Raw genomic sequence first — 24,681 nt, forward strand, 5'->3', positions numbered from 1 at the left:
GTCAGCGATGTAGGGGTGTCAGTCGTCCGCCGCGTCGGGCGACGCAGACAGATGCGGGGTCGGCGTCGGCTCTTCGCCGGGACCGGGCACGGCCTTCGGCCGCTCGCCCAGCATTTCCTCGCCCGTGATCTCATAGTGGACCGTCTCGGCGATATTGGTCGCGTGGTCGCCGATCCGCTCCAGGTTCTTGGCCATGAAGAGCAGGTGGGTGCAGGCCGTGATCGTGCGCGGGTCGCCCATCATATAGGTGAGCAGTTCGCGGAACAGGGCGTTGTAGTGTTCGTCCACCTCGTCGTCGGTCTGCCAGACCGACAGGGCGCGCTCGATTTCGGACGCGGTATAGGCGTCCAGCACGTCGCGCAGGCGGTTCGACACCAGACGCCCCATACGCTCGATCGAGCGCGTCAGCGGCTGCATCGGCTCGGCCTCGGCCAGGATCAGCGCCCGCTTGGCGATGTTCTTGGCCAGGTCGCCGGTCCGCTCCAGGTCCGAGGCCAGCTTCATGGCTCCCAGCGTCCGGCGCAGGTCGCTGGCGACCGGCTGGCGCAGGGCGATCAGGCGGATCGCCTTCTTCTCGATGTCGCGATGCAGGGCGTCCAGACGGTTGTCGCGCTCGACCACCGCCCTGGCCAGAGCCACATCGCGGCGGGCGACGGATTCGATGGCGTCCGCCACCTGGGCCTCGGCCAGGCCGCCCATGCGGACCACCTCGGCCGTCAACTGGTTCAGCTCGTCGCCGTAAGCCTTGACCGTATGCTGGTTCATCGTCGCGTCCTCAGCCGAAGCGGCCGGTGATGTAGTCGAGGGTGCGCCGTTCGCGCGGATTGGTGAAGATCTCTTCGGTGTCGCCCGTCTCGACCAGCTTGCCCATGTGGAAGAAGGCCGTGCGCTGCGACACGCGGGCCGCCTGGGCCATCGAGTGGGTGACGATGACGATGCAGTAGCGCTCGCGCAGTTCGTCGATCAGCTCCTCGATCTTGGCCGTGGCGATCGGGTCCAGCGCCGAGCAGGGCTCGTCCATCAGGATGACTTCGGGTTCGACCGCAATGGCGCGAGCGATGACCAGACGCTGCTGCTGGCCGCCCGACAGACCCGTGCCCGGCGAGTGCAGACGGTCGGCGACCTCGTCCCACAGGCCGGCGCGCTTCAGCGACTTCTGGACGATCTCGTCCATCTCGCCCTTGGTCGAGGCCAGGCCGTGGATCTTGGGCCCATAGGCCACGTTCTCATAGATCGACTTGGGGAAGGGGTTCGGCTTCTGGAACACCATGCCGACCTGGGCGCGCAGCAGCACCGGGTCGATCTTGCGATCGTTGATGTCCTCGCCGTCCATCTCGATCCGGCCGGTCACGCGGGTGCCGGGGATGGTGTCGTTCATGCGGTTCATCGTCCGCAGGAAGGTCGACTTGCCGCAGCCCGACGGGCCGATCAGCGCCGTCACCGTCTTGTCCGGAATCTCCAGCGAGACGTCGAACAGGGCCTGCTTCTCGCCGTAGAAGACGCTGACGTCGCGCGCGGCGATCTTGATCGGACCCAGCGGCGCCGAGGCGTGGGCGCCGACGGCCGGGGCGGTCGACAGGGTGGCGGCCTCGGAGGCGCCGCCGGTCGACGAGCCTTCGGGAGCGCGGAAGATGCGGGACTTCATAGGATTTACCACCGGCGTTCGAAGCGACGGCGCAGCAGGACTGCGGCGGCGTTCATGACGATCATGAAGGCGAGAAGGACAAGGATGGCGGCCGCCGTCCGTTCGTGGAAGGCGCGCTCGGACGCGTTCTCCCAGATGTAGATCAGCGACGGCAGGGCGCCGACGGGCTCATCAATGGCGTGCGGGACGCCCGGCACGAAGCTGATCATGCCGATCAGCAGCAACGGCGCCGTCTCGCCCAGAGCGTGGGCCATGGAGATGATGGCGCCGGTCATCACGCCGGGCATGGCCAGCGGCAGGACGTGGCCGAACACCGTCTGGGTGCGGCTGGCGCCCATGGCAAGGGCCGCCTCGCGGATCGACGGCGGCACCGCCTTCAGCGACGAACGGGTGGCGATGATGATGGTCGGCAGGGCCATCAGCGCCAGCACCAGACCCCCGACCAGCGGACTGGCGCGCGGCAGGTGCATGAAGTTGATGAACAACGCCAGACCCAGCAGGCCGTAGACGATGGACGGCACGGCGGCCAGGTTGTTGATGTTGACCTCGATGATCGCCGTGATGCGGTTGCGCGGCGAGTATTCCTCCAGCCACACGGCGGCGCCGACGCCGACCGGGATGGCGATCAGGGCCGTCACCATCAGCATCAGCGCCGAACCGACCACGGCGCCCAGCAGGCCCGCCAGTTCCGGCTGGGTCGAGTCGCCCTTGGTGAACAGGGCCGAGTTGAAGTGGGCCCGCACCGCGCCCGAGGCCTTCATCCGGTCCAGCCAGTCCATCTGCGCATTGGAGACGCGGCGCTGGTCCTCGGGCTGATCGCGGGTGATCTTGCCCTTCAGATACATCTCGGCGTCGTCGGACAGGGGGGCGGCGACCGGCACGGTCTGACCCAGCAGGCTGGGCTGGCGCGCGATCATCTTGGCGGCCTGGAACTTCAGCTCCGAGGACAGAAGGGCCTTCATGGCCGAGGCCTTGGTCCCCTGTTCATCATCCTGGACGCCCAGGCGGCGGATCTGCTGTTCGGCGACGATCTGCTCGAAATTGGCGCCCTGCGGATAGGAACGGTCGATCCGCGCCGGGTCCATATAGACCGGCAGGGTCACGGTATGGGCGTAGAAGGCGGTGTAACCCTGGGTGATGATGCTGCCGAGCAGGATCACCAGGAAGGCCAGGGCCACGCCGATGGCCGCGCGGCCATACCAGCGAAAGCGGGTCTCGCGCGCATAGCGGGCGCGCAGGCGGGCCTTCAGGCGCTGGGTGCGCGGGCTGACGCCGGTCGAGGGAGAGGCGGCGTCAGTCATACTGTTCCCGATAGGCTTGCACGATGCGCATGGCGACGATGTTGAGCAGCAGGGTGACGACGAACAGCGTCAGGCCCAGGCCGAAGGCGGCCAGGGTCTTGGGGCTGTTGAACTCCTGGTCGCCGGTCAGCAGGGTGACGATCTGGACGGTGACGGTCGTGACCGTCTCCAGCGGGTTCAGGGTCAGCTTGGCGGCCAGGCCGGCCGCCATGGTCACGATCATGGTCTCGCCGATGGCGCGCGACACGGCCAGCAGCAAGGCCCCGGCGACGCCCGGCAGGGCGGCGGGCAGCAGCACCTTCTTGATCGTCTCGGACTTGGTGGCGCCCATGGCGTAGGAGCCGTCGCGCAAGCTCTGCGGCACGGCGTTCAGAATGTCGTCCGACAGGGAGCTGACGAAGGGAATCAGCATGATCCCCATGACCGCGCCCGCAACCAGGGCCATCTGGTTCTGGACCAGGGACAGGTAAATCCCCAGGCCGTTCAGCGGCCCCCCGATCAGCAGGTCGCCGATGCCGTTGAAGAAGACGCGCAGCGCCGGCCCCACCGTCAGGGCGGCGAAGAAGCCGTAGACCACGGTCGGCACCCCGGCCAGGACCTCCAGCGCCGGCTTGACCATGGCGCGGGTCTTCTTGCCCGAATACTCCGACAGATAGACGGCCGAGAACAGGCCGATGGGCGCCGCCACCGCCATGGCGATGGCCATGATCAGGAAGGTGCCCGCGAACAGGGGCACGGCCCCGAAGGCGCCCGACGACCCGACCTGGTCGGCGCGGATGGCGATCTGCGGGCTCCACTTGGTTCCGAACAGGAACTCGGTGATCGGCACCATGCTGAAGAAGCGCAAGGAGTCGATGACCAGGGAGAAGATGATGCCGAGCGTGGTCAGCACCGCCACCGCCGAACAGGCGAACAGCACGCCGGTGATCCAGCCCTCGACCTTGTTGCGCGCGCGCAGGTCGGGACGGATGCGGGTGAAGACGAACAGGCCGCCCAGCACGGCGGCGATCAGGGCGGCGACGCCCCCGCCCCAGTTCAGGGTCGAGGCGATGCGGTGGGCGCGGCGGCCCTCGGCCGGCAGTTCCTCGGCGTAGGGGGCGGGCCAGATCTGACGCGCCTCCTGCCCCGCCCCGACCAGGCGGGCGTCGGCGAAGAAGGCCTCGCGGCGAAACGGCTCCAGCTGGGCGACGCTGTCAGGCGCCCCCGCCCGCATCATCTGCTGCTCGATCGAGGTCGAGAAGACCGAGGCGGCGATCAGCATGGCCAGGGCCGGCGCTCCGACCCAGATGAGGGCGTAGAGCCCGTGTTGGCCGGGACGCGAATGCGACTTCGCGCCTCGGCTCCGACGAACGGCCAAGGCCCGCCCGGCCACATAGGCCAGGACGGCGAAGGCGATCAGCAGCAGCAGGAAAATCCAGATCATCCGGTCCGATCAGCGCAGGTATCAGCAACGCGCCAGGCTCGGTGCGTTCCGGCCGGGAAACTGCCTGCGATACGTCAGCGGATTAAGACGGCTGGATGACAGTTCTGTTACGACGCCCGTCCGCAATGTCGCAGCTCCATGACGATCGCTCAGAACCCGGAGTTCAGGCGTCCGACGCCGGGGCCAGGGGAAAGCAGGCCGCGAAGATCGCCCCGCAACCCGGCGCGCTGTCCACCGACAGGCCGCCCCGGTGACGGATGATGATGTGGCGGACGATGGCGAGCCCCAGGCCCGTGCCCTGACGCTCGCCGCTCTTCTGGCCCTCGACGCGATAGAAGCGTTCGGTCAGGCGCGGCAGGTGCTCGCGCGCCATGCCCGGTCCGTGGTCGCGCACGGTGACGACGGCGTAGCGCTGGCCCGTCTCGCGATCCGGCGTGGCCAGGGACAGGCGATTGCCTTCGGCCATCCGCGCCGCCATGGCCTCGTCCAGCGTGCGGTCGATCTCGATGCCGACCTCGATGGTCCCGCCCGCGCTGGAGTATTTCAGCGCGTTGTCGATCAGGTTCTGCACCACCTGGGCGATCTCGTCCCGGTCGCCCGTCACAGCCGCGCCGCCGTGCGGCAGTTCGGCCTGGATCGTCACCTGCCGCTCGCGCGAGATGACGCTGACCGCATCGACCACATCCGCCGTCGCCCGCGCCAGATTGACCCGGCCCAGGGGCGCGATGTGCTCGTTCAGCTCGATCCGGCTCAGCGACAGCAGATCGGCGACAAGCCGCCGCATCCGGTCCGCCTGAACCGCCATGATGTCGAGGAATTTGTCGCGCGCCTTGGGATCGTCCTTGGCGTGGCCCTTCAACGTCTCGATGAAGCCCGAAAGGGAAGCCAGCGGCGTGCGCAGCTCGTGGCTGGCGTTGGCCAGGAAGTCGACCCGCATCTTCTCCATGCGACGTACGTCCGTCTCGTCGCGCAGGGCCAGCAGGGCCAGCGCCCCGCCGCCCCAGTTCGAATTCTCCCGGGCGGGCAAGGGCCGGACGAAGGCCCGCCAATGCCGCTCCTGAACGCCGCCGCCGACATAGTCGACCTCGGTCCCGACGGCGCCGAACAAAGCTTCGTCCACCGCCTCCAGTACGCGCGGCTCACGCAGAACCGAGACCAGCAGCCCCCCGCCCGCCCCGTTCAGCTTGAACAGATCGCGCGCCGCCGCATTGGCCAGGGCGATGCGGCGCCCGGCGATGTCGTCCGCCTCCCCGCCGCTGACGATCAGCAGCGGGTCGTCCAGCGCCTCGAACACATCGCCCAGCAGGGCGGCGTCAGGCCCCAGATCGACCGCCCCCTGATCGAACTCCATCTCATCGGCGGCCGCGGGCGGATTGCGGTTCACCAGCCAGGTCGCCAGCGCGACCGCAACGGCCCCGGCCGCCAGCCACCCGGCCAGCTCCGGCTTCATCACCGCCAGGACGGCCATCACCAGGATGGCCACGCCGCCGCTGGCGCCGGCCGTCCACAGCCGGGACGAAGCGGTGGGAGCGACGGGAGACGGAGAGTGATCGTAAGGCATTTCGACCGGCGTTATCTCATTGTTCAGCAGCACGACCTAGTCTGGTCCGTCGACAGCCCGCTGAGTCGGCCGGTTCGACGCCAGGGGATGTGTAGCTTGGTTTCTTCACGGATTTACGGCGGAACAATTCAGGAGGCGGGCGGAGCATCATGATGGGGGGCGTCCTGAGCTGCCTGGTCGAGCGCCACGATTGGCGGATCGCCTCCTTCGCCCTGCTGGCCTGCGTCTTCAGCATCGGCATCGCCCTGCTTCTGTCCGAACGCGCGCGCCACCTGTCGCCGCGAGCGCGCCGAACCTACACCCTGTCGGCGCCGCTGGTGGGCGGACTGGGCGTCTGGATCACCCACTTCGTCGCCATGCTGGCCTACGACGCCGGAACGGATATCCGCTACGACCCGCTGCAGACCTTCCTGTCGCTGGTGATCGTCACGGTCGCCTTCTGGGTCGCCATGCAGTTGCACCTGGCCGGGGCGACCGAAGGCCGCTGGCGCCGCCGCTCGGGATTGGCCGCCGCCGCCGTGGTGACGGCCGGTGTCGCGGCCATGCACTTCGTCGGCATGGACGCCATGCGCCTGTCCGGAGCGATCCTGACCTGGAACGCGCCACGCGTCGCCATGGCCGTGACGGGCGCCTTCGTCCTGTTCGGCGCGGTCGCCCTGCTGCCGGAGATGAACAAGCGGCTGAGCCTGGCCGTCGCCACGGCCCTGTCGGCCGGCGCCGTCGCCTGGCTTCACTTCATCGCCATGACCGCCGTCAGCCTGACTCCCGCGCCGGGCGTGCTCCTAGCCCAGGGCGCCGGCGTCGCCGCCGTCACGCTGTGGGTCGCCCTGGGCGTGGCCCTGACCCTGAGCGTGGGCGCCTTCTTCACCGGCATGATCTGGTGGTCGCGTCGCAGCGTCCTGGGTCAGTTGCTGGAAGCGGTCCAGGCCATGCCCGACGGCGTCGGCGTCTATGACGCCGATGACCGCCTGATCCTGTGGAACAGGCAGTACGGCGAAATTCACCCCCACCTCGCCCCGGTGCTGCGCCCGGGCGTCACCTTCCGCGAAATCCTGCAGGTCGGCCTGAAGGCCGGGGTCTATCAGGACGCCGTCGGTCGCGAAGAAGCGTGGATCACGCAGCGACTGGCCAGCCATCGCACGCCCATAGAACCGCGAGAACTGCAGGTGGCCGGCCGCTGGCTGCGCGTCCAGGACCGCCCCACCGTCGGCGGCGGCGCCGTCACCGTCTGTTCGGACATCAGCGACCTGAAACGCAACGCCGACGCCCTGGCCGAGGCGCGCGACGCCGCCAACGCCGCCAACCGCGCCAAGAGCCGCTTCCTGGCCAATATGAGCCACGAGATCCGCACTCCGCTCAACGGCGTCATCGGCGTGGCCCAGGCCCTGGCCCGCACCGAACTGTCTCCGCAGCAGCAGGACATGCTGGAGTTGATCCACTCCTCCAGCCGCACCCTCCAGACCCTGCTCAGCGACATCCTGGATCTGGCGCGCGTCGAGTCCGGGCGGCTGGAGCTGAACGACGAGCCTCTGGACCTGGCGCGCACGGTGGAAGAAGCCGCCCTGCTCTACGCCGCCGCCGCGCGGGACAAGGGGCTGCAGTTCCTGGTCGAAGTCGCTCCCGAGGCTCGGGTCTGGATTCAGGGCGACGTCGTCCGCCTGAAACAGGTGCTGACCAACCTGGTCTCCAATGCGGTGAAGTTCACCGCCTCGGGCTTCGTCAGCCTGACCGTCGACGCGGTCCCGGCCGAAGCGCCCCAGACCCTGCGCTTCGTCGTCCAGGACACCGGCATCGGCTTCGACGCCCAGACGCAGGCCCGGCTGTTCAACCGCTTCGAACAGGCCGACGGCGATATCACGCGCCACTACGGCGGCTCGGGCCTGGGCCTGGCGATCTGCCGCGAACTGGCGGCTATGATGGGCGGCGACCTGGGTTGCGAAAGCGAGCCCGGCGCGGGCGCCGCCTTCATCCTCAGCCTGCCGCTCAGACCGGCCCAGGCGCCGGCCGCCCCCCTTCGCCCCAGCCGCCCGGCCGTGGCCGCACCAGTCGAGGCCGATGCAGAGGCTGCGCCGCGCCGTCTGCGTATCCTGGCCGCCGACGATCACCCGACCAACCGCCGCGTGGTCGAGCTGATCCTGGACGGGGCCGCCTTCGATCTCATGTCGGTGGAGAACGGCGCCCAGGCGGTCGAGACCTACCGCGCCCAGACCTTCGACCTGGTGTTGATGGATATGCAGATGCCGGTCATGGACGGTCTGACCGCCGTGCGCGAAATCCGTCTGCACGAAGCGGTCCTGGGCCTGCCGCGCGTTCCCATCGTCATGCTGACCGCCAACGCCCTGACCCAGCATCTGGACGAGGCTCTGGCCGCCGGCGCCGACCGCCACATGGCCAAGCCCTTCAGCGTCGAGGATCTTCTGGCCATGGTCGCCGACCTGACTGCGCAAACGCCTCAGGCCGCGGAAGCCGCGGCCTGAGATTTCGTCCTTGTGAAGGCGCGCCGCCTATTCGTAGCCGTGCGCCGCTTCATTGATGACCTGGCTGGGCATGGACGAGAAGTCCACGCTCACCGGCCGGGCGGCCTTGGTCTGAAAGGTCTTGATGACATGCTCCAGACGACGCCGGGTCTCACGTTCGGCCTCGCCCGATCCGTCGAGCCCCAGCGGGGCCAGACAGAAGTCGATGATGGCCTGCGGTCGGGTCAAAGGCTCCATGAGTTCATCTCCTGTGGTCAGGCTGCGTGGAACTGGGCGGTTTCGGTCGAGTCCTTCAGGGCCGTGGTCGAAGACTGGCCCGAAGAGATGACCGTGGCGACGTCGTCGAAATAGCCGGTGCCGACCTCGCGCTGATGGCGGGTGGCGGTGTAGCCGGCCGCCTCATTGGCGAATTCGCGCTGCTGCAGCTCGGAATAGGCCGCCATGCCGCGATCGCGATAGCCGCTGGCCAGTTCGAACATGCCGTTGTTCAGGCTGTGGAAGCCCGCCAGCGTCACGAACTGAAACTTGTAGCCCATGGCCCCCAGTTCGCGCTGGAACCTGGCGATGGTCTCCTTGTCCAGCTTGGCTTCCCAGTTGAACGATGGCGAGCAGTTGTAGGCCATCAGCTTGCCCGGATGCTCCTTCTGGATCGCCTCGGCGAACTTCTTCGCGTCGTCCAGGTCGGGGTGGGACGTCTCCCACCACAGCAGGTCGGCGTATTTGGCGTAGGACAGGCCGCGCGCGATGCAGTGGTCCAGACCCGTGCCCGGCTTCAGGCGATAGAAGCCCTCCGGCGTGCGGTTCTCGCGGTCGATGAAGGGGTGATCCCGCTCGTCGATGTCCGAGGTGATCAGCTGGGCCGACTCCGCATCCGTGCGCGCCACCGTCAGGGTCGGCGTGCCGCAGACGTCAGCCGCCAGACGCGCCGCGATCAGGTTGCGCTCGTGCGCCTGGGTCGGGATCAGCACCTTGCCGCCCAGGTGGCCGCACTTCTTCTCGCTGGCCAGCTGGTCCTCGAAGTGGACGCCGGCGGCCCCCGCCTCGATGAAGGCCTTCATGATCTCGAAGCTGTTCAGCGGCCCGCCGAAACCGGCCTCGGCGTCGGCGACGATGGGGGCGAACCAGTCGCGCTTGGCGCCGCCCTCGGCGTGCTCGATCTGGTCGGCGCGCTGCAAGGTGCGGTTGATGCGGCGGCACAGCTCCGGCGCGGCGTTGGCCGGATACAGCGACTGGTCCGGGTACATGGCGCCGGCCGTATTGGCGTCCGCCGCGACCTGCCAGCCCGACAGATAGATGGCCTTCAGGCCCGCGCGGACCATCTGCATCGCCTGATTGCCGGTCACGGCGCCCAGGGCGTTGATGTAGGCTTCCGAGTGCAGCAGCTCCCACAGGCGGTTGGCGCCGCGCTCGGCCAGCGTATGGGTGACCGGCACCGACCCGCGCAGACGCAGGACGTCTTCAGGCGAGTAAGGGCGCTCGATGCCGTCGAAACGGCCGGCGGGCGAAGGAACCAGATCGGCGAAGGTCGTCATGTCTCGTCTCGGTCTCGATAAGGCGCGGCCGCAGCCGCTGTCCCGGAAACCTGAACACGCCATCGTCACGGTTGACACATCCATAGCCACATCATTCAAGTCAAACAGTCATATCATGACACTTGCCATGAAGTCATGATGTGACATGATCCCGCCATGAACGCCGCCGCTGATCGCAAGCTGTTCCTGGGCGGCCGCCTCAAGCGGCTGCGGCGCGACCTCGACCTGTCGCAGACGGCGATGGCGGCGGATCTGGGCGTCTCGCCCTCCTATCTGAACCATATCGAGCGCAACCAGCGCCCCGTCTCGGCCCAGCTCCTGCTGCGTCTGGCCGAAACCTACGACGTCGACCTGCGCAACCTCGGCCAGTCCGGCGGCCCGGCGTCCGAGGCCGAACTGTCCGAGGTCTTCGCCGATCCCCTGTTCCAGGGCCTGACTGTGCCGCGCCATGAGATCATGCAACTGGCCGAGGATCAGCCCGCCGCCGCCGACGCCGTGCTGCGCCTCTACCGCGCCTTCACCGACCGCCGCGTGCGTGACCGCGCCGAGGTCGAGGCGGGCGGCGGCGCGGCCCCGACCGACAGCCCGTCGGAGTGGGTGCGCGAATACGTCCAGGCGCGCCACAACCACTTCCCCGACCTCGATGCGCTCGGCGAGGCCCTGCATGACGCCCTGCGCGCCGAAGCCCCCGCCCCCGACGAAGGCTTCGAGGCACTGGCCCGCGCGCGCCTGTTCGCCCGCCACGGCCTGACGGTCCGCACCCTGCCCGCCGAGGTCATGGTCGAGTGGACCCGTCGCTTCGACCCGCACCGGGGGCGACTGCTATTGTCCGATGCGCTGGGGCCGTCGTCGCGCGCCTTCGCCGTCGCCAACCAACTCGTGCTTATGGAGCATGGCCCCGAGCTTCAGGTTCTGACCGAAGCGGCGAACGCGCCCGACGCCCCCACGCGCAATCTGCTGAAGGCGTCCCTGACCAACACCCTGGCCGCCGCCGTGCTGATGCCCTACGTCGCCTTCCAGCGCACCGCGGAGGAGACCGGCTATGACCTGGCCCGGCTTCAGGCTCGCTTCGGCGTCGGCTTCGAACAGGTCGCGCACCGGCTGACCACCCTGTCGCGGCCGACGGCGCGGGGCGTGCCCTTCTTCCTGATGCGGGTCGATCAGGCGGGCAATGTGTCGAAGCGATACGCCTCTGGCGCCTTTCCCTTCTCGCGTTTCGGCGGCGCCTGTCCGCGCTGGCGGCTGCACTCGGCCTTCCGCACGCCGGGCCGCATCGTCACCCAGATCATCGAGACGCCCGACGGCGGCCGCTGGTTCACCCTGGCTCGGACCGTCGACCGCCAGGGCCAGGACGCCTTCACCGAAGGTCAGGACCTCGCCATCGGCCTGGGCTGCGAACTGCGCCACGCCCATCGCCTGATCTATGCGCGCGGCCTGGATCTGCAGAAGCCCGAGGTCACGCCCATCGGCCCGGCCTGCCGATTGTGCGAGCGCCACCCCTGCGCCGAGCGCGCCGCTCCGCCGGTCGGGAGAGCGCTGACGGTCGACGACTGGTCCAAGTCGGTCAGCCCGTATCCATTCGCGTAGCTCTTCTTCTCCCCTTGTGGGGGAAGGGAATTAATGAGCCAGCATCACGGCCACGGGCGTCTCGGTCAGCAGGGTCTGCGTCACGCCGCCGAAAATCCATTGTCGCATCCGCGCGTGGCCCCAGGCGCCGGCCACGATCAGCCCCGCCTGCATCTCCTCGGCGCAGTCGATGAGGCGCAGGCCATGCATACGGTCGTCGTGGGCGCGCACGTCCGGTTCGGCCGCCACGCCGTGCCCCGCCAACCAGCGCACGACGTCCTGCGTGCGCAGCCCGGCCCCGTCCGTGTCTTCAGGATGACACATCTCGACCACACGGACCCCGGCGGCGCGCTTCAGCAGAGGCAGGGCCGCCTGCGCCGCCAGGCGGCTCTCGCGCGTATCGGTCCAGGCCAGCAGCGCCGGCGCATCGACCATCGAACGGATCGGATCGGGCGGCAGCACCACCACCGGCCGCCCCGAGCGCATGGCCAGGTCCGCCGGGTGCGGCGCCCGCCAGGCGCTGGCCCCGCCTGCGTCACGCCCGACCAGGGCCGCGTCCGCCGCCCTCATGTGCCGCAAGGTCAGCCCCGTCGGATCGCCAATATCCCCGCGCCACTCGCCCGCCACCTGCGCCGTATCGACGGCGGCGGCGAACCGTTGCCTGGCGGTCTTCAACATGGCTTCGTTGCGCGCCTGCTGAGCCGCGATCACCTCGCCCAGCAGTATGCCCGCCCCATAGGCGTCGGCCATCGGCGTCTCAGGCGCGCAGCCCGACACTCCGATCAGCCGCGCCCCATGCGCCTTCGCCAGGGCGCAAGCCTCGGTCAGGCGGGCGGGGTTGTCGACTTCATCATCGACATAGACGATCAGACTGGTCCAGGGCATGGCGCGCCTCCTGCTTGAGACTATGCGCCATCAACGCACAAACCGCCGTTCGGCGCCTTGAGCCGGATCAATTCATCAGGATGACGCTTCCACCTTCGACCCGATGCGGCACGCCCGTCCGCCGGAACAGACTGGCGATCTCGGCGGCGGGATCGGCCGCGCCCTGATCCAGCATCCGCCCGATGTCGGCCGCCAGGGTCGAATCGCCCGACACGCGCGTCAGGGCGTTCAGCCATTCGGCGCGGGTCAGCACCCCGTCCCGGCGATTGGCGTCCAGCAAGGGTCGCAGGAAGCCGAACCAGTCGCCGCCGTCACGCCGTTTCTGGGCCCCCTCGGCCGTCATGGCGAAGACGGCGCCGCAGGCGTAATAGGCGCGGTGCTCGCCGCGTCCGCCCGCCTCGGCCACGCGGCGCCCCTGGCTCAGGATCACGCAGTCGTCGACCTCTTCCTGCAGGGCCTTGCGGTCGTCATAGGCCGGGTCCAGCGCCTTCAGCGCCCGCACCGCCATCAGGTCAGCCCCGCCCTCGGTGATCCAGGCGTCGCGCGCGAACTCGTAACGCACCGTCTGGCCCAGCCAGAAGTGCGCGCTCTCATGGCCGATGAACCAGCGCGACACCCGCTCCATCTCCGCCGTCGGCCGGGTCACGCCGGTTCCCTCGAACGACATGACGATCAGGCCGGGCAGGACGCTGCCGCCCATGCTGGTCATCCGTTCGGTCGGGCCGTTCCACGACACCATGACCACAGGATTGTCGCCGCCCGAACCGGGGCGTCCCAGACGTTGCAGGTAGAACTGGCCCACGCGCGGGGCGAAGTCGCGAATCTTCTCGCCGATCCACGGCGGCAGATTGGGGTCCATGACGGTGGTCAGCCCCTCGCCCGGCGTCACCCGCGCCTGTCCCAGCAGGACATAGGACCGCTCGCCCGTCGTCGTCAGTTCGACGTGGCGCTCGCCGTTGAACAGCACCGGACCGTCCAGGTCGCGCCAGGTCACGCGCGACGGTCCGCCGTCCAGATCGACCCCGTTGAGGTCCGCCTGCATCGCCTCCGCCGCCTCGGGCGAGCCCAGGGCGAAGACGTCCATCTGCCGCGTCGGCAGCGCCACCGCCCCGTCCGAGAAGACCAGGGTCTTGTATTCCGCCTCCAACTCGACCGCCTTCGGTTGGACGCTGAAGCGGACATGGCGCGGCACTGGGCCGCCGTTTTCGCTGCGGATGATGTCGTAGTGGCCGCGCCGCTCCATCACCACGCCGGGCGTCTGAACCGTCCACTGGCGCGGCCGCCACGGCTCGCGCACGTCGGAGATCAGCGCCGAATCCATGAAGGCCCAGACCACGGCGTCGCGGTTGAAGACATAGTCGACCGTCAGCCGCCCGTCCTCACGCGTCACCGTCACCTGCGGCGCCGCCTCGACATTCCAGGGGCCGGGCGCCGGCGTCGCGGCGCAGGCGGTCAGCAGGATGGCGGCTGCAACGGCCGCCGTGGACAGGACTTTCAGACGCACGAAGGGCGGTCTCCCACAGTGAACGGCGCAGCTTAAGGGGGCCGAACCCGGCCCGTCACCTTACGGTTTGCTCAGCTTTACGCCCGTTCGAGGGCGCGGCCCGCCGCCGCGAGCGCCTCGGCCATCACGGCCTTCAGCCGGTCCGGTCCCAGGATGGTCGCCTGCTCGCCCCAGGTGAACAGGTGCCAGGCCAGTTCGCGCATCCCCGAGGCGCGGAACCGCACCACGACCGAGCCGTCGGCTTGATCCTCGATCGTCTGGGTCGGGTGCCAGCGCCAGCCGCGCGCCTCGTCCGCGCCCTCGGCCGCAATACGCAGAGCGACCTCTTCGATCTCGTCCTGATAGATGCCGAAGGACTGGCTGGCGAAGGCGCCCAGATCGAAGTTTTCAGGCGGGCGCGCCGTGCCTTCGCCCGCCTCGACCGCGCTCATCCGGTCCAGGCGGAAGGTCTGGATGCGCCCGCTCTCGCGGTCCGCCGCCACCAGATAGTTGGCGCGCCCGAACATCAGGCCGCAGGGCGTCATGGTGCGGGTCCGCGCCTCGGCGCCGGGTCGGGCGTAGATGAAGTTCAGCGGCCGCTCGGCCAGCACCGCCCCGCGGATTTCGGCCAGCACCGTCTCGTCGGCGCTGGGGCGCGGCCCGGCCTGGACGGCAATGGTCTCTGCCCGGACCAAGGCCTCAAGATCCGGCGCCATGCGGTTCAGGGTGGTCGAGCGCATCGCCGCCTTCACCTTGCGCTCAAGGCTTTCCAGCGCCGCCGCCCGCGCCGGTTCGCCCGCCGCGCGCAGAGCGGCCGCCGCCTTGGTCAGCTCCAGCATCTCGGTCGCCGTCGGCGCCTGTTCAAAGGCCGACAGCCCGCCGCGGATGCGCCAGCGCTTGGTCGGCGGGTCGGACACCTCCTCGACCTGCGGAAACAGCATCAGCACGGCGTCGCGCATCCGCTCGGCCGTGCGGCGGCCGACGTTCAGCTGAGCGGCCATCTCGTTCAGCGTCAGCCCCTCGGCGCTGGCCGCCATGCCCCGCGCCAGATCGATGACCATGGCCGCCTTGTCATGCCGCAAGATGTCTTCTCCACAGAGATACGTCCGAAACTGGCGCAATGCTGTCTCATATTCATCCTGTCAGCAAGAGGCGACGCCTTTCGCACCAGGAGTTTTCACCATGGCCTTCGTCCGCACCCCCACCGTCCAGAAGCCCGCCCGCAAGACCTTCGCCGATCGCTACATGATCGTGCCGTGCGAAACCGAGAGCGACCTGGCCGTCATCTGGGACCGTCAGGAGGAGCAGGTGGTGGACGTCATCAGCGCATCGACCAGCCGCTACACCAACGAGGACGCCCTGTGGGACGAGTTCCACACCCCGCCGTTCAACGCCCGCTCGGACTGGCGCGCGGCGGCCTGAGACCAGGGCTGGGCAGGAGGGCGGATCAGGGAACCCTCCCCCGCGCGGCCGCGTTGGCCCAGCGTGGCCGTACGCCGCCACGCCAAAGGGGAGCTGCAAACATGTCCTCGTCCAACACCGCCGCGCCTTCGCTGGAAGGCCTCGTGAAATCCGCCCTGCATCGATCCTGGTGGCTGCTGCTGTTGCGCGGGATTGCCGCCGTGGCCTTCGGCGTCCTGACCTTCATCTGGCCGCAGATCAGCCTTGTGTCCCTGATCCTGGTTTATGGGATCTACGCCCTGGTCGATGGGGTTCTGGCTCTGATCGCGGCGATCCGGGGCGGCGGCTTCGCCCCGCGCTGGTGGTTGGCGCTGGGCGGCGTGGTCAGCATCCTGGCCGCCGGAGTCGCCTTCGCCTGGCCGGGACTGACGGCCCTGGTCCTGGTCTATCTGATCGGCTTCTGGTCGATCCTGCGCGGCGTGCTCGAAATCGTCGGCGCCATTCGCCTGCGCAACGAGATCGCCAATGAGTGGAGCCTGGGCGCCGCCGGCGCCCTGTCAGTGATCTTCGGCCTGATCCTGGTCTTCATGCCGGGGGCGGGTGCCCTGGGCCTGCTGTGGCTGATCGCGGCGTGGGCCGTGCTGTTCGGCCTGCTGCTGATCTGGGTCGCCTTCAAGGTCAGGACGCTGGCGAAGGCTTAAAGACCGCATTGCGCGCCGCGACCCGAGCGCGGATTTCGGCGCGCATCCGCTCCAGTTCCGCCGCATCGATCAGGCGGCCGCGCAACACCACCGCCTCGGCGTCGCGCGTGGCGCTGACGTCCTTCAGGGGATCGGCCTCCAGCACCAGCAAATCGGCCGACTTGCCCGCCGCCACGGCGCCGTAACGTTCGCCCTGGTTCAGGAAGCGCGGCCCGTCCACGACCGACCCCATCAGCGCTTCACGCGGCGTCAGGCCCAGCTTCACATAGAGCTCCAACTCATCGTGTAGCGAGAAGCCCGGATAGTTGAACGAGTTGAGGAAGCCCGCGTCCGTCCCGGTCAGAATGGTCACGCCCGCATCGCGCAGCATAGGCAGGGTGCGCGCGGTGACGTCCTTGACGAAATGACGGTCCTCGACCTGCTGCGGCGTGGCCTGAGCCGCGCGCTGGATACGCCAGTCATAGGTCGCCCGGATGCCCGGACCGACATAGGCCAGGCCCTCGTCATGCGAATGGTCGTCCAGATCCAGATTGGCCAGAGTGGTCGAACCGTAGAGGGTCGGCGACACCGCCGTGCCCAGTTCCGCCAGACGCGCATAGACCCGGCGCGCCGTCTCCACGTCGAAGGTGTCGGCATAGCGCCGCATGGTCTGGGCGTAGGTGTATTTGCCCGCCAGATAATCGGCGGCGATGACCGCCTCGTCGCGCGAACCCGCCTTCATGGCGTAGTCGAGGTGTTCGATCGACGACAGGCCCGCCTCGGCGGCCTCCAGCACGGTGATGCTGGCCGGGATGTGGGCCGAGGTCTTCATGCCCCGCTTCTTCGCCTCACGCACGGCGTAGAGGAAAAGCTCCGGCTTCAGGGTGTTGTCGGTGATCTTGACGAAGTCGACGCGCAGGGCCTGCAGCCGGTCCAGGGCAGCGTCCACGTCCGCCTCGCTGCCCGTCTCGATCACGCCCTTCCAGACGGGGGCGATGCCCTCGATCTTGGGGCCGGAGGTGAAGATGCGCGGCGCATCGGCGGTTGGCGGCGACGCGCGCCAGTCCAGCACCTGCTGCGCCAGATCGCCCGCCGCGTCGCGCACGGCGACGACGCCGTTGATCACGAACAGCGGCATCAGCTCGGCGTTCTCCTCGATCAGGGCTTCGCCGCCGCCGAAGTGGACGTGCATGTCCCACAGGCCCGGCATGACGTAGCGGTCTCCCAGATCCTGGGTGCGCGCGGCCTGATAGCGGCCCGCCTCGCCCTCCGGGCCTACAGCCACGATGTCGCCGCCGCGCACGGCCACCAGTTGATCCGGCGTCGTCGTCCCCTTCTCGACGTCGACCACCGTGGCCGAGGTCAGCAGCAGGTCGACCGGCTGGACGGGCGTCTGGGCGGCGGCCAGCGGCGCCAGGGCGCAGGCGGACAGCAGGGCGGAGGCGGCGATCAGGAAGGTGCGCATGAATCCGCTATAGTCTCTTCGCCGCCGTCAGCAAGCCTATCAGGAATAGCGGCGTTTCGTGTCCCGCCGACGGGAAAGCCTCATCCGTGGCGGCTCTGCTCCGTCCCGATCCGTCCCGCCAGACACCACCCGCCGACCGCCCGCGTTCGCAGCCAGCCGCCCGGCGAGATGGTGACCCACAGGCCCGATCCGGCCGCCAGGGTTTCGCGTCGCACGCCCGTCTCAGTGGCCAGTTCGACCTCCAGCGGCGCGCCCATATAGGCGGTCCACAGCTCCTCGACCTCAATCGCGCGCCAGTCGGACGGCGCATCGGGGGTCAGCAGGCGATAGGCCCCGACCGTCTCGCCCGGCTCGCTCGTCCCGGCGCCCATGAGACGACCCCAGCCGCCGTCGCCCAGAGGCCGCAACCCCAGGCTCTCGACAACCTCCTCGAGCGTGAAATCCGCGCCTTCCATCCGGCCGCTAGTGGGCTGCTTCGCCCTCGGCGTCCATGTGCGGGCCGCGCTGCTGCGGCGGGACGAGGCGCCAGCGTCCGCCCTCGAACATCACTTCGTCTCCGCCACGCCAGGGCACGCGGCTCAGCGGCCCGCCGGTCAAGCCGTATCCGACCACGGCGTAGCGCACGCCGGGCTTCAGCGGCGCAGCCTCCACCGTCGTCTCGAACCCCTCGGGCGTCTCGCCGTAGACCACCTGCCTCAGGCCCCGGCAGTCGCGACCGCGCGCCTCGATCGACCAGACCGGACGCATCATTGCGTCCGACCGCTCATGCACGGCCAGGCCGCCCAGACAGGCCTTCTCGGGCCTTGCGGGATCGACGCCGAAGGTCGCGATCGGCTGCTCCAGGTCGCCGCTGATGTTCACCGGAATCATCGCCGAACAGGCGGCCAGGGCGGCGGCGACCGCCGCCAGCGCCGCCCCGACGCGCAGAACCGCGCCGTGCTTCACCGCCTCCCCCTCAGCACCCGCCGTAGGGGACGTAGCCGACCTCGATCTCGTCGATGCGGACGGTCTTCAGTTCGCGGATCGCCAGCTGGTCGAAGTCGGCGCTGCAGTTGAAGGTCGTGTCGATGACGTAGTCCTCGCCCTTGGCCGCCTTGATGGCGTCGCGGATGCGGAAGGAGGCGTCGATGGTGGCGTCGCTGACCATCACGGCCGAGGCGCGGATACCTGGGAAGGCGCGCGGGCCGGCGCTCTCCAGATGGACCCAGGGATCGGCCGCATTGCCGCACAGGGTAAGGCAGTCGGCCTTGAAATCGACGTTGCCGCGCGCCGCCGCGAACTCGCCCATCGTCAGGTCGATCTTCTGCGGCAGGTCATAGTCCTTCAGCGCCGCCAGGGCCTGGGTCGAACAGGCCGGCGTCATCGGCACGGCGTAGCCGACGACCTCGCCGCCGTCAGCGCTGACGCGGACCGTGCAGTCGCCGATCTCATAGGTGCGTTCCTTGTCCTGAACCGTGCGGGCCGGGCCCAGCTTGGATTCCAGATAGGCGACCTGCACCCCCATCATCTGGTCGATCGTCGGCGCGCCGCCCGCCACAGGCGCGGCCTCGGGCGCCGCCTGGGGCGCCTCAGCCGGAGCGGCATCGGCCTTTTCAGCCGTCTTGTCCGCCTGGCCGCAGGCCGACAGTCCCGCAAGGGCGCCCAGCAGGACGACCGTTTTCAGTCCTTGGAATGCAGTCATCATCTCTCCACGGCTCAGGTTGAGCGTCGCAACCAACGCACCACGGCACGATGGGTTCTCGTGCGCGAACTCAAAGGGCCTTCACGATCCCCTCAACCATCTTCTTGGCGTCGGCGAACAGCATCATGGTGTTGTCGCGGAAGAAGAGCTCGTTCTCGACCCCGGCGTAACCGCTGCCCATCGACCGCTTGATGAACAGGACGGTGCCGGCCTTCTCCACGTCCAGAACCGGCATGCCGTAGATAGGCGACTGCGGATCGGTCTTGGCGGCCGGATTGGTCACGTCGTTGGCGCCGATGACGAAGGCCACGTCGGCCGAGGCGAATTCGCTGTTGATGTCCTCCAGCTCGAACACCTCGTCATAGGGGACGTTGGCCTCGGCCAGCAGGACGTTCATGTGCCCCGGCATCCGGCCCGCGACGGGGTGGATGGCGTATTTCACCTCGACGCCCTCTTCTTTCAGCTTGTCCGCCATTTCGCGAAGGGCGTGCTGAGCCTGGGCCACCGCCATGCCGTAGCCGGGCACGATGATGACCTTGGAGGCGTTCTTCATGATGAAGGCGGCGTCCTCGGCCGAGCCCTGCTTGACCGGTCGCGTCTCGACCGCCCCGCCGCCCGCCGCCGCGCCCGCCTCGGCGCCGAAGCCGCCCAGGATGACGCTGATGAAGCTGCGATTCATGCCCTTGCACATGATGTAGCTGAGGATGGCCCCCGACGACCCGACCAGGGCGCCGGTGATGATCAGGGCGATGTTCTCCAGCGTGAAGCCCAGGGCCGCCGCCGCCCAGCCGGAATAGGAGTTCAGCATGGACACCACCACCGGCATGTCCGCCCCGCCGATGGGGATGATCAGGGTCGCGCCCAGGATCAGGGCGATGGCGAACACGCCCCAGAAGGCCCAGACCGCCGTCCCGCCCGTCCCGATCAGGACGCCGATCAGGAAGACCAGGGCCAGAGCCAGGCCGATGTTGATTAGGTGCCGCGCGGGCAAAAGGATCGGCGCCCCGCTCATTCGCCCGTCCAGCTTGGCGAAGGCGATGACCGAACCTGTGAAGGTGATGGCCCCGATGGCGACGCCCAGGCTCAGTTCGACGATGGACAGGGTCTTTATCCCGCCCGTCGCCGTCATGATGCCGAAGGCGTCGGGCGCATAGACCGCCCCCACCGCCACCAGACAGGCGGCCAGCCCGACCAGGGAGTGGAACGCCGCAACCAGTTGCGGCATGGCCGTCATCGGCACGCGGTTGGCGATCACCGCGCCCGCGCCGCCGCCGACCACGACCCCGCCCGCAATCAGGGCCAGGGTCAGGGGGTCCAGCGCCCCGCTGGTCCCCAGCGTCAGCAAGGTGACGCCGACGGCCAGGGCCATGCCGACCATGCCCAGCGTATTGCCCCGTCGGCTGGTCTCGGGACTGGACAGCCCCCTGAGCGAGAGGATGAACAGAACCCCCGCCGCCAGATAGGCCAGCGCCGCGATCGATGCGTTCATCCCCTCCCCCCTCTTTTCAGTCTCAGATCAGAATACGTTCACGACGGCGGGCGCCTCGCCGTTGGCACCGGACGCCGTGGCCACGCCGTTCTTGACCACGGCCAGCCCGACCGCGCCGTCGCCCCCGGTCTTGGTCACCTTGCAACGCGCGTTGTCGCCCGGCAGGCGGCCCGCCATTCGACCGGCGCCCGTGTGGCTGATGCGGTTCATGTGCACGCCGCGAATAGTCACCGGCCGGAACCCGCATTCCAGCGCCCAGCTGGCGCCCTGCGGCGCGACCACCGACCAGTGCAGGCCGCTATAGGGGTCCTGGCCCACCTCGCGGGCGGACTGCGCCGAGGCGGCGCCCGCGACGACGGCGGCGGCCGACAGGGCCAGGACGGAAATCAGGGAAGCTTTCATCACGCGATACTCTTCGGGGTTAGCGTTTGACGGATTGGGTACGCGACAGACGCCATAGCGCCGCCGCGATGAACAGCGGCCCGAGCAGGATCATCGCCCAGTCGAAGACCGTCATCTCCCGATCCTGAATGATGACCCGGGTCAGGATCGCGGCGAAAACCAGCACGATGCCGCAATCCTGGAAGCGCAGCCGGTCGATCGGATCGCGAACCCGCACCCAGCTCCACACCCACAGCGCCACGCCCAGAACGGTGACGCCCCAGGACAGGTAGAAGGCCAGCGATACGGGAGACAGGATCACGAGGCCTTGGGCCTTTCCTTCTTCTTGTACATGGCCAGCATCCGGCGCGTGACCATGAAGCCGCCGAAGATGTTGACGCTGGCCAGCGTCACGGCGGCCACGCCCGCCCCCTTGGCGATCCAGGCGTTCGGCCCGCCCGCCTGCGCGCTCATCGCCGCCGCTGCGATCAGGCCGCCGACGATGATGACGCTGGAAATGGCGTTGGTGACGGCCATCAGCGGCGTGTGCAGCGCCGGCGTCACGCTCCAGACGACATAGTAGCCGACGAAGATCGACAGGACGAAGATCGCCAGACGAAAGACGGTGGGATCGACGTGTTCCATCAGCCTCTCACTCCTTCATGCACCACGGCGCCGCCGTGGGTGACGACGGCGGCCTTGAGGATCTCCTCCTCCAGGTCGACCGACAGGGCGTCGTCCTTGATCATCAACCCCAGGAAGGCGACCAGGTTGCGGGCGTAGAGGGCGCTGGCGTCCGCGGCGATGCGGCCGGGCATGTTGCTCCAGCCGACGATCTTCACCCCATTGGCCGTGGTCACGACCTCGTTCGGCTTGGAGCCCTCGACATTGCCGCCCGCCTCGACCGCCAGGTCGACGATGACCGAGCCCGGCTTCATCGAGGCGACGTGCGCCGCCGTCACCAGCTTGGGCGCCGGGCGGCCGGGGATCAGGGCCGTGGTGATGACCACGTCCTGCTTGATGATGTGGGCGGCGGTCAGCTCGGCCTGCTTGGCCTGATATTCGGCCGACATGGCCTTGGCGTAGCCGCCCGCCGTCTCGGCCGCCTTGAACTCCTCGTCCTCGACGGCGACGAATTTGGCGCCCAGGCTCTCGACCTGCTCCTTGGCGGCGGGGCGTACGTCGGTAGCCGTGACGACCGCCCCCAGACGCCGCGCGGTGGCGATGGCCTGAAGCCCCGCGACGCCCGCGCCCATGACGAAGACCTTGGCGGCGGCCACCGTACCGGCGGCCGTCATCATCATGGGGAAGCCCTTGCCATAGGCGTAGGCCGCCTCGATCACCGCCCGATATCCGGCCAGGTTGGCCTGGGACGACAGGGCGTCCATCACCTGGGCGCGGGTGATGCGCGGCACGAATTCCATGGCGAAGGCGGTGGCGTTCGCGCCCCTCAACGCCTCGACCGTGGCCTTGTCGCGCCAGGCGTCCAGCAGGCCGACGACGACCGCGCCGGGTTTCAGGGCGCTGATTTCCGACGCCGTCGGGCCGCGCACCTTCAGAAGGACGTCCGCACCGGCCAGCGCCGCCGACAGGTCGGGCTTCACGCTGGCCCCCGCCTCGGCGTAGTCGGCGTCGGGCAGGGAGGAGCCCAGGCCCGTCCCGGCCTCGACGCTCACCGTCGCCCCGAGGGCGACCAGCTTCTTCACCGTTTCGGGCGTTACAGCGCAACGCGTCTCGCCTTCACGGCGTTCACGGGTGACGGCGATGGCGACAGCCAAGCGAATCCCTCCCACTCCCCAGGGTCGGACCGACGTTAGGCCGAAGCCGGAGCAAGCGTCAAAGCCAAGTCGTCTCGATAAGGCGATTTTTTCGCGACCTTCGCCGCTTCACCGCCCGCCGTCGCAAGGTTCTTGCTCACTTCGCCGCAATCCGCGCAAGCAAAAGGCCCGCCGAACCTACCGACGGGCCTCGTGCAAACCGATCTGGGAAAAAGGCGCTCCCTAGGCCGAAACCTTGTTCTTCAGAACAAAGAAGCCGACCACCGCCATCACGGCGGAGCTGATGAAGGCGGGAACGAAGCCCGCGCCCACGCCGAACCACACCGTCAGGAACAGGATCAGCACGGCCATGGCCAGCGACAGCCACTTGGTCAGGCCCATGAACAGGCTCCAGGTCCAGGCCTGTTCCGAGATGTTCATTTCCCCGTGGACGTGGGGGGCGGTCGCTTCAGCGTGCTGGTCGGCCATGGGGTCTTCCAAAAAAGAGTCGGGATTTCGACGGCTCTTATAGCGAGGCCTGCGCGCGGCTCAAGCCCGTCGCGGCCACAAGCGCCTCAGTCCAGGCTTTCCAGAACCGAGCGGGCGAAGGCGGCGACGTCGAACGGCTTGCCCGCAGGGTCTTCGCCGCGCCGCACGATGACCACCTGGCGGCTGGGCACGATCACCACATACTGCCCGCGATTGCCGAAGGCGGCGAAGGTATCCGCCGGCACGCCCTCGGATCGGTTCAGCAGCCAGAAGGTCGCGCCATAGCCGAAGTCGCCCGTCGGCGGCTGAGGCCCGGCAGGAGCCGTGACGTAGTCGCGCCAGCCCTGCGGCAGGAGGCGCTCGCCCTCCCACATCCCGTCCTGCAGATACAGTTGGCCGAAGCGGGCCAGATCGCGCGCCGTCGTCCAGACCTGGCTCGACAGGATGTAGTTGCCGCGCCAGTCCGTCTCGGCCCAGGTGTGGGTCATGCCCAGGGCGTCGAACAGTTCGGCGGGCGGATGGGCCTCGAACGTCGACGTCGCCGCCATGACCGCCAGCAGGGTGTCGTTGTTGGCGTAGCGATAGACCGTCCCGACCGGCGCCAGCAGCGGCCAGCCCGGCGCCTGCTCGTCCGCCGCCGTGCCGCCGAAATAGAGGGCGTCGGTGCGATTGCCCGCCGTGTCGCTGGTCAGGCCGGACGACATCCGCATCAGGGCGTCGACCGTGATGGCCGCGCGCGGATCGCCGGGGCGGTTCCAATTGGCGATGGCGGCGGGGGCCTTCACATCCAGTTCGCCGCGCTGGACCGCCGCGCCGATGACTGTTCCGGCCAGGCTCTTGGCCACAGACCATGTGCGCTGGGGCGTGTTCGGCCCGAAGTCGGGGGCATAGCGTTCCGCCACCCGCTTGCCGCCCTGCATCACCACCACGCCGGTGGTGTTGGTTCCTGCGCCGAAGCCCTGATCGAAGGCGCGCGCGACGGCGGCCTCCAGCGCGCGGGCGTTCCCCTTGGGCCGTGCGGTCGGCATGTCCGGCGCCGAGGCCCGGCGCGCCAGCGGCGCCCGTTCAGGCGCAACGCCCGGGACATAGCCCATCGGCTCGATGACGCAGCCGCGTCCGTCGGTCCAGGTCGCGACACGCGGCGGCGCGGCCTGATCCCAGGCGACGGTGACGAGGTCGCCCGCCATCTCGACCTTCATGGCGCCGACCAGCGACTGAAGTTCGGGGTAGATGCCGACCAGTTCGTTCGCCTCGACGCTGGCGACCGTCCGCTCGGCCCCCGCCGCGCGCGCCGTATGCAGGGCGCTGCAAACCGTCAGCGCCTTGTAGCCCGCCGCCAGGGCGCGGTGGTTGGCCGAGGCCTCGGTCTGGGCGAGAACCGTCGTCGGCAGGGCGAGAACGGCGGCGAGAACAAGAACACGGGACGCGATTTTCATGCGGCCACGCTTCAACGCCGCACGCGCCC

The 24,681-nt window shown here is 68.9% G+C and carries 25 protein-coding genes; 4 read left to right on the forward strand and 21 right to left on the reverse strand.

The features are described 5' to 3' along the window. Positions 1 to 18: 18 nt before the first annotated feature. The 5 genes from phoU to ACWGL1_RS06790 form a co-directional block, all read right to left on the reverse strand. Positions 19 to 765, reverse strand: coding sequence for a phosphate signaling complex protein PhoU (gene phoU, locus ACWGL1_RS06770; protein ID WP_024353315.1), 747 nt, complete (start codon positions 763 to 765; stop codon positions 19 to 21). 10 nt (positions 766 to 775) lie between these two features. Beyond that, entirely contained in the window at positions 776 to 1,645 is an 870-nt protein-coding gene (gene pstB, locus ACWGL1_RS06775) for a phosphate ABC transporter ATP-binding protein PstB (protein WP_291776659.1), read from the reverse strand. 5 nt (positions 1,646 to 1,650) lie between these two features. Beyond that, complete coding sequence (pstA, locus tag ACWGL1_RS06780; RefSeq protein WP_291776661.1) at positions 1,651 to 2,946, reverse strand: phosphate ABC transporter permease PstA; 1,296 nt, start codon at positions 2,944 to 2,946, stop codon at positions 1,651 to 1,653. Beyond that, entirely contained in the window at positions 2,939 to 4,369 is a 1,431-nt protein-coding gene (gene pstC / locus ACWGL1_RS06785) for a phosphate ABC transporter permease subunit PstC (protein ID WP_291776664.1), read from the reverse strand. The genes pstA and pstC overlap by 8 nt, the downstream gene beginning before the upstream one ends. Positions 4,370 to 4,532: 163 nt before the next feature. Next, entirely contained in the window at positions 4,533 to 5,930 is a 1,398-nt protein-coding gene (locus tag ACWGL1_RS06790) for a sensor histidine kinase (protein WP_452111680.1), read from the reverse strand. 149 nt (positions 5,931 to 6,079) lie between these two features. On the opposite strand from ACWGL1_RS06790, the gene ACWGL1_RS06795 reads away from it, so the two are divergent. Further along, the gene (locus ACWGL1_RS06795; protein ID WP_452111562.1) at positions 6,080 to 8,407 is read left to right on the forward strand and encodes an ATP-binding protein; all 2,328 of its coding nucleotides are present in this window, start codon (positions 6,080 to 6,082) and stop codon (positions 8,405 to 8,407) included. 27 nt (positions 8,408 to 8,434) lie between these two features. Here the strand turns inward: ACWGL1_RS06795 and ACWGL1_RS06800 are convergent, their stop codons facing one another. Next, a complete protein-coding gene (locus ACWGL1_RS06800) occupies positions 8,435 to 8,644 on the reverse strand; it encodes a hypothetical protein (RefSeq protein ID WP_291776671.1) in 210 nt (69 codons plus the stop codon). 17 nt (positions 8,645 to 8,661) lie between these two features. Further along, entirely contained in the window at positions 8,662 to 9,939 is a 1,278-nt protein-coding gene (gene aceA, locus ACWGL1_RS06805) for an isocitrate lyase (protein WP_452111563.1), read from the reverse strand. A 156-nt stretch (positions 9,940 to 10,095) separates the two neighbouring features. Here aceA and ACWGL1_RS06810 point away from each other — a divergent pair, with 156 nt between their 5' ends. Continuing rightward, positions 10,096 to 11,526 carry a helix-turn-helix domain-containing protein gene (locus ACWGL1_RS06810; protein WP_452111564.1) on the forward strand — a complete coding sequence of 477 codons (1,431 nt, stop codon included), beginning with the start codon at positions 10,096 to 10,098 and terminating at the stop codon, positions 11,524 to 11,526. Positions 11,527 to 11,556: 30 nt separating this feature from the next. Here ACWGL1_RS06810 and ACWGL1_RS06815 read toward each other — a convergent pair whose 3' ends face one another. The 3 genes from ACWGL1_RS06815 to ACWGL1_RS06825 form a co-directional block, all read right to left on the reverse strand. Next, on the reverse strand, positions 11,557 to 12,390 hold the full coding sequence (locus ACWGL1_RS06815; RefSeq protein WP_452111565.1) for a universal stress protein: 834 nt from the start codon (positions 12,388 to 12,390) through the stop codon (positions 11,557 to 11,559). A gap of 67 nt (positions 12,391 to 12,457) precedes the next feature. Further along, a complete protein-coding gene (locus tag ACWGL1_RS06820) occupies positions 12,458 to 13,894 on the reverse strand; it encodes a hypothetical protein (RefSeq protein WP_452111566.1) in 1,437 nt (478 codons plus the stop codon). A gap of 77 nt (positions 13,895 to 13,971) precedes the next feature. Further along, positions 13,972 to 14,955 carry a helix-turn-helix transcriptional regulator gene (locus tag ACWGL1_RS06825; protein ID WP_452111567.1) on the reverse strand — a complete coding sequence of 328 codons (984 nt, stop codon included), beginning with the start codon at positions 14,953 to 14,955 and terminating at the stop codon, positions 13,972 to 13,974. A gap of 100 nt (positions 14,956 to 15,055) precedes the next feature. Between ACWGL1_RS06825 and ACWGL1_RS06830 the strand changes: the two genes are divergently transcribed. Further along, positions 15,056 to 15,295 carry a hypothetical protein gene (locus tag ACWGL1_RS06830; protein ID WP_123154955.1) on the forward strand — a complete coding sequence of 80 codons (240 nt, stop codon included), beginning with the start codon at positions 15,056 to 15,058 and terminating at the stop codon, positions 15,293 to 15,295. Positions 15,296 to 15,396: 101 nt separating this feature from the next. Continuing rightward, positions 15,397 to 15,975 (forward strand): HdeD family acid-resistance protein, encoded by a 579-nt coding sequence (locus ACWGL1_RS06835; protein ID WP_452111568.1) that lies wholly within the window; start codon positions 15,397 to 15,399, stop codon positions 15,973 to 15,975. Here ACWGL1_RS06835 and ACWGL1_RS06840 read toward each other — a convergent pair. The 11 genes from ACWGL1_RS06840 to ACWGL1_RS06890 form a co-directional block, all read right to left on the reverse strand. After that, a complete protein-coding gene (locus ACWGL1_RS06840; protein ID WP_452111569.1) occupies positions 15,953 to 17,419 on the reverse strand; it encodes an amidohydrolase family protein in 1,467 nt (488 codons plus the stop codon). The genes ACWGL1_RS06835 and ACWGL1_RS06840 overlap by 23 nt on opposite strands. A gap of 80 nt (positions 17,420 to 17,499) precedes the next feature. Further along, positions 17,500 to 17,874 (reverse strand): cupin domain-containing protein, encoded by a 375-nt coding sequence (locus ACWGL1_RS06845; protein WP_338578206.1) that lies wholly within the window; start codon positions 17,872 to 17,874, stop codon positions 17,500 to 17,502. Positions 17,875 to 17,881: 7 nt separating this feature from the next. Continuing rightward, a complete protein-coding gene (locus ACWGL1_RS06850; RefSeq protein WP_338578205.1) occupies positions 17,882 to 18,364 on the reverse strand; it encodes a hypothetical protein in 483 nt (160 codons plus the stop codon). A gap of 10 nt (positions 18,365 to 18,374) precedes the next feature. Then, the gene (locus tag ACWGL1_RS06855) at positions 18,375 to 19,103 is read right to left on the reverse strand and encodes a hypothetical protein (RefSeq protein WP_452111570.1); all 729 of its coding nucleotides are present in this window, start codon (positions 19,101 to 19,103) and stop codon (positions 18,375 to 18,377) included. A 67-nt stretch (positions 19,104 to 19,170) separates the two neighbouring features. Beyond that, a complete protein-coding gene (locus ACWGL1_RS06860; RefSeq protein WP_338578203.1) occupies positions 19,171 to 20,589 on the reverse strand; it encodes an NAD(P)(+) transhydrogenase (Re/Si-specific) subunit beta in 1,419 nt (472 codons plus the stop codon). Positions 20,590 to 20,616: 27 nt separating this feature from the next. Then, on the reverse strand, positions 20,617 to 20,991 hold the full coding sequence (locus tag ACWGL1_RS06865) for a hypothetical protein (protein ID WP_291777091.1): 375 nt from the start codon (positions 20,989 to 20,991) through the stop codon (positions 20,617 to 20,619). 19 nt (positions 20,992 to 21,010) lie between these two features. Beyond that, entirely contained in the window at positions 21,011 to 21,292 is a 282-nt protein-coding gene (locus ACWGL1_RS06870; RefSeq protein WP_291776692.1) for a hypothetical protein, read from the reverse strand. After that, entirely contained in the window at positions 21,289 to 21,615 is a 327-nt protein-coding gene (locus ACWGL1_RS06875) for an NAD(P) transhydrogenase subunit alpha (protein ID WP_024353336.1), read from the reverse strand. The genes ACWGL1_RS06870 and ACWGL1_RS06875 overlap by 4 nt, the downstream gene beginning before the upstream one ends. Next, entirely contained in the window at positions 21,615 to 22,748 is a 1,134-nt protein-coding gene (locus ACWGL1_RS06880; RefSeq protein ID WP_452111571.1) for a Re/Si-specific NAD(P)(+) transhydrogenase subunit alpha, read from the reverse strand. Before ACWGL1_RS06880 ends, ACWGL1_RS06875 begins: the two co-directional genes overlap by 1 nt. Before the next feature lie 222 nt (positions 22,749 to 22,970). After that, entirely contained in the window at positions 22,971 to 23,216 is a 246-nt protein-coding gene (locus tag ACWGL1_RS06885) for an aa3-type cytochrome c oxidase subunit IV (RefSeq protein ID WP_291776698.1), read from the reverse strand. Between the two features lie 86 nt (positions 23,217 to 23,302). Then, positions 23,303 to 24,652, reverse strand: a complete 1,350-nt coding sequence (locus ACWGL1_RS06890; protein ID WP_291776700.1) for a serine hydrolase domain-containing protein — start codon at positions 24,650 to 24,652, stop codon at positions 23,303 to 23,305. Between the last annotated feature and the right edge of the window lie 29 nt (positions 24,653 to 24,681).

The sequence above is a fragment of the Brevundimonas sp. NPDC055812 genome (genome assembly GCF_053616535.1).

Coding starts and splice junctions, on each gene's coding strand:
- ACWGL1_RS06855 (WP_452111570.1), bottom strand. CDS start 19,103: ATGATGACTGCATTCCAAGGACTGAAAACGGTCGTCCTGCTGGGCGCC.
- ACWGL1_RS06845 (WP_338578206.1), bottom strand. CDS start 17,874: ATGGAAGGCGCGGATTTCACGCTCGAGGAGGTTGTCGAGAGCCTGGGG.
- pstC (WP_291776664.1), bottom strand. CDS start 4,369: ATGATCTGGATTTTCCTGCTGCTGCTGATCGCCTTCGCCGTCCTGGCC.
- ACWGL1_RS06810 (WP_452111564.1), top strand. CDS start 10,096: ATGAACGCCGCCGCTGATCGCAAGCTGTTCCTGGGCGGCCGCCTCAAG.
- aceA (WP_452111563.1), bottom strand. CDS start 9,939: ATGACGACCTTCGCCGATCTGGTTCCTTCGCCCGCCGGCCGTTTCGAC.
- ACWGL1_RS06840 (WP_452111569.1), bottom strand. CDS start 17,419: ATGCGCACCTTCCTGATCGCCGCCTCCGCCCTGCTGTCCGCCTGCGCC.
- ACWGL1_RS06890 (WP_291776700.1), bottom strand. CDS start 24,652: ATGAAAATCGCGTCCCGTGTTCTTGTTCTCGCCGCCGTTCTCGCCCTG.
- ACWGL1_RS06800 (WP_291776671.1), bottom strand. CDS start 8,644: ATGGAGCCTTTGACCCGACCGCAGGCCATCATCGACTTCTGTCTGGCC.
- ACWGL1_RS06790 (WP_452111680.1), bottom strand. CDS start 5,930: ATGCCTTACGATCACTCTCCGTCTCCCGTCGCTCCCACCGCTTCGTCC.
- ACWGL1_RS06865 (WP_291777091.1), bottom strand. CDS start 20,991: ATGAAAGCTTCCCTGATTTCCGTCCTGGCCCTGTCGGCCGCCGCCGTC.
- ACWGL1_RS06835 (WP_452111568.1), top strand. CDS start 15,397: ATGTCCTCGTCCAACACCGCCGCGCCTTCGCTGGAAGGCCTCGTGAAA.
- ACWGL1_RS06875 (WP_024353336.1), bottom strand. CDS start 21,615: ATGGAACACGTCGATCCCACCGTCTTTCGTCTGGCGATCTTCGTCCTG.
- ACWGL1_RS06885 (WP_291776698.1), bottom strand. CDS start 23,216: ATGGCCGACCAGCACGCTGAAGCGACCGCCCCCCACGTCCACGGGGAA.
- ACWGL1_RS06815 (WP_452111565.1), bottom strand. CDS start 12,390: ATGCCCTGGACCAGTCTGATCGTCTATGTCGATGATGAAGTCGACAAC.
- phoU (WP_024353315.1), bottom strand. CDS start 765: ATGAACCAGCATACGGTCAAGGCTTACGGCGACGAGCTGAACCAGTTG.
- pstB (WP_291776659.1), bottom strand. CDS start 1,645: ATGAAGTCCCGCATCTTCCGCGCTCCCGAAGGCTCGTCGACCGGCGGC.
- ACWGL1_RS06830 (WP_123154955.1), top strand. CDS start 15,056: ATGGCCTTCGTCCGCACCCCCACCGTCCAGAAGCCCGCCCGCAAGACC.
- ACWGL1_RS06795 (WP_452111562.1), top strand. CDS start 6,080: ATGATGGGGGGCGTCCTGAGCTGCCTGGTCGAGCGCCACGATTGGCGG.
- ACWGL1_RS06860 (WP_338578203.1), bottom strand. CDS start 20,589: ATGAACGCATCGATCGCGGCGCTGGCCTATCTGGCGGCGGGGGTTCTG.
- pstA (WP_291776661.1), bottom strand. CDS start 2,946: ATGACTGACGCCGCCTCTCCCTCGACCGGCGTCAGCCCGCGCACCCAG.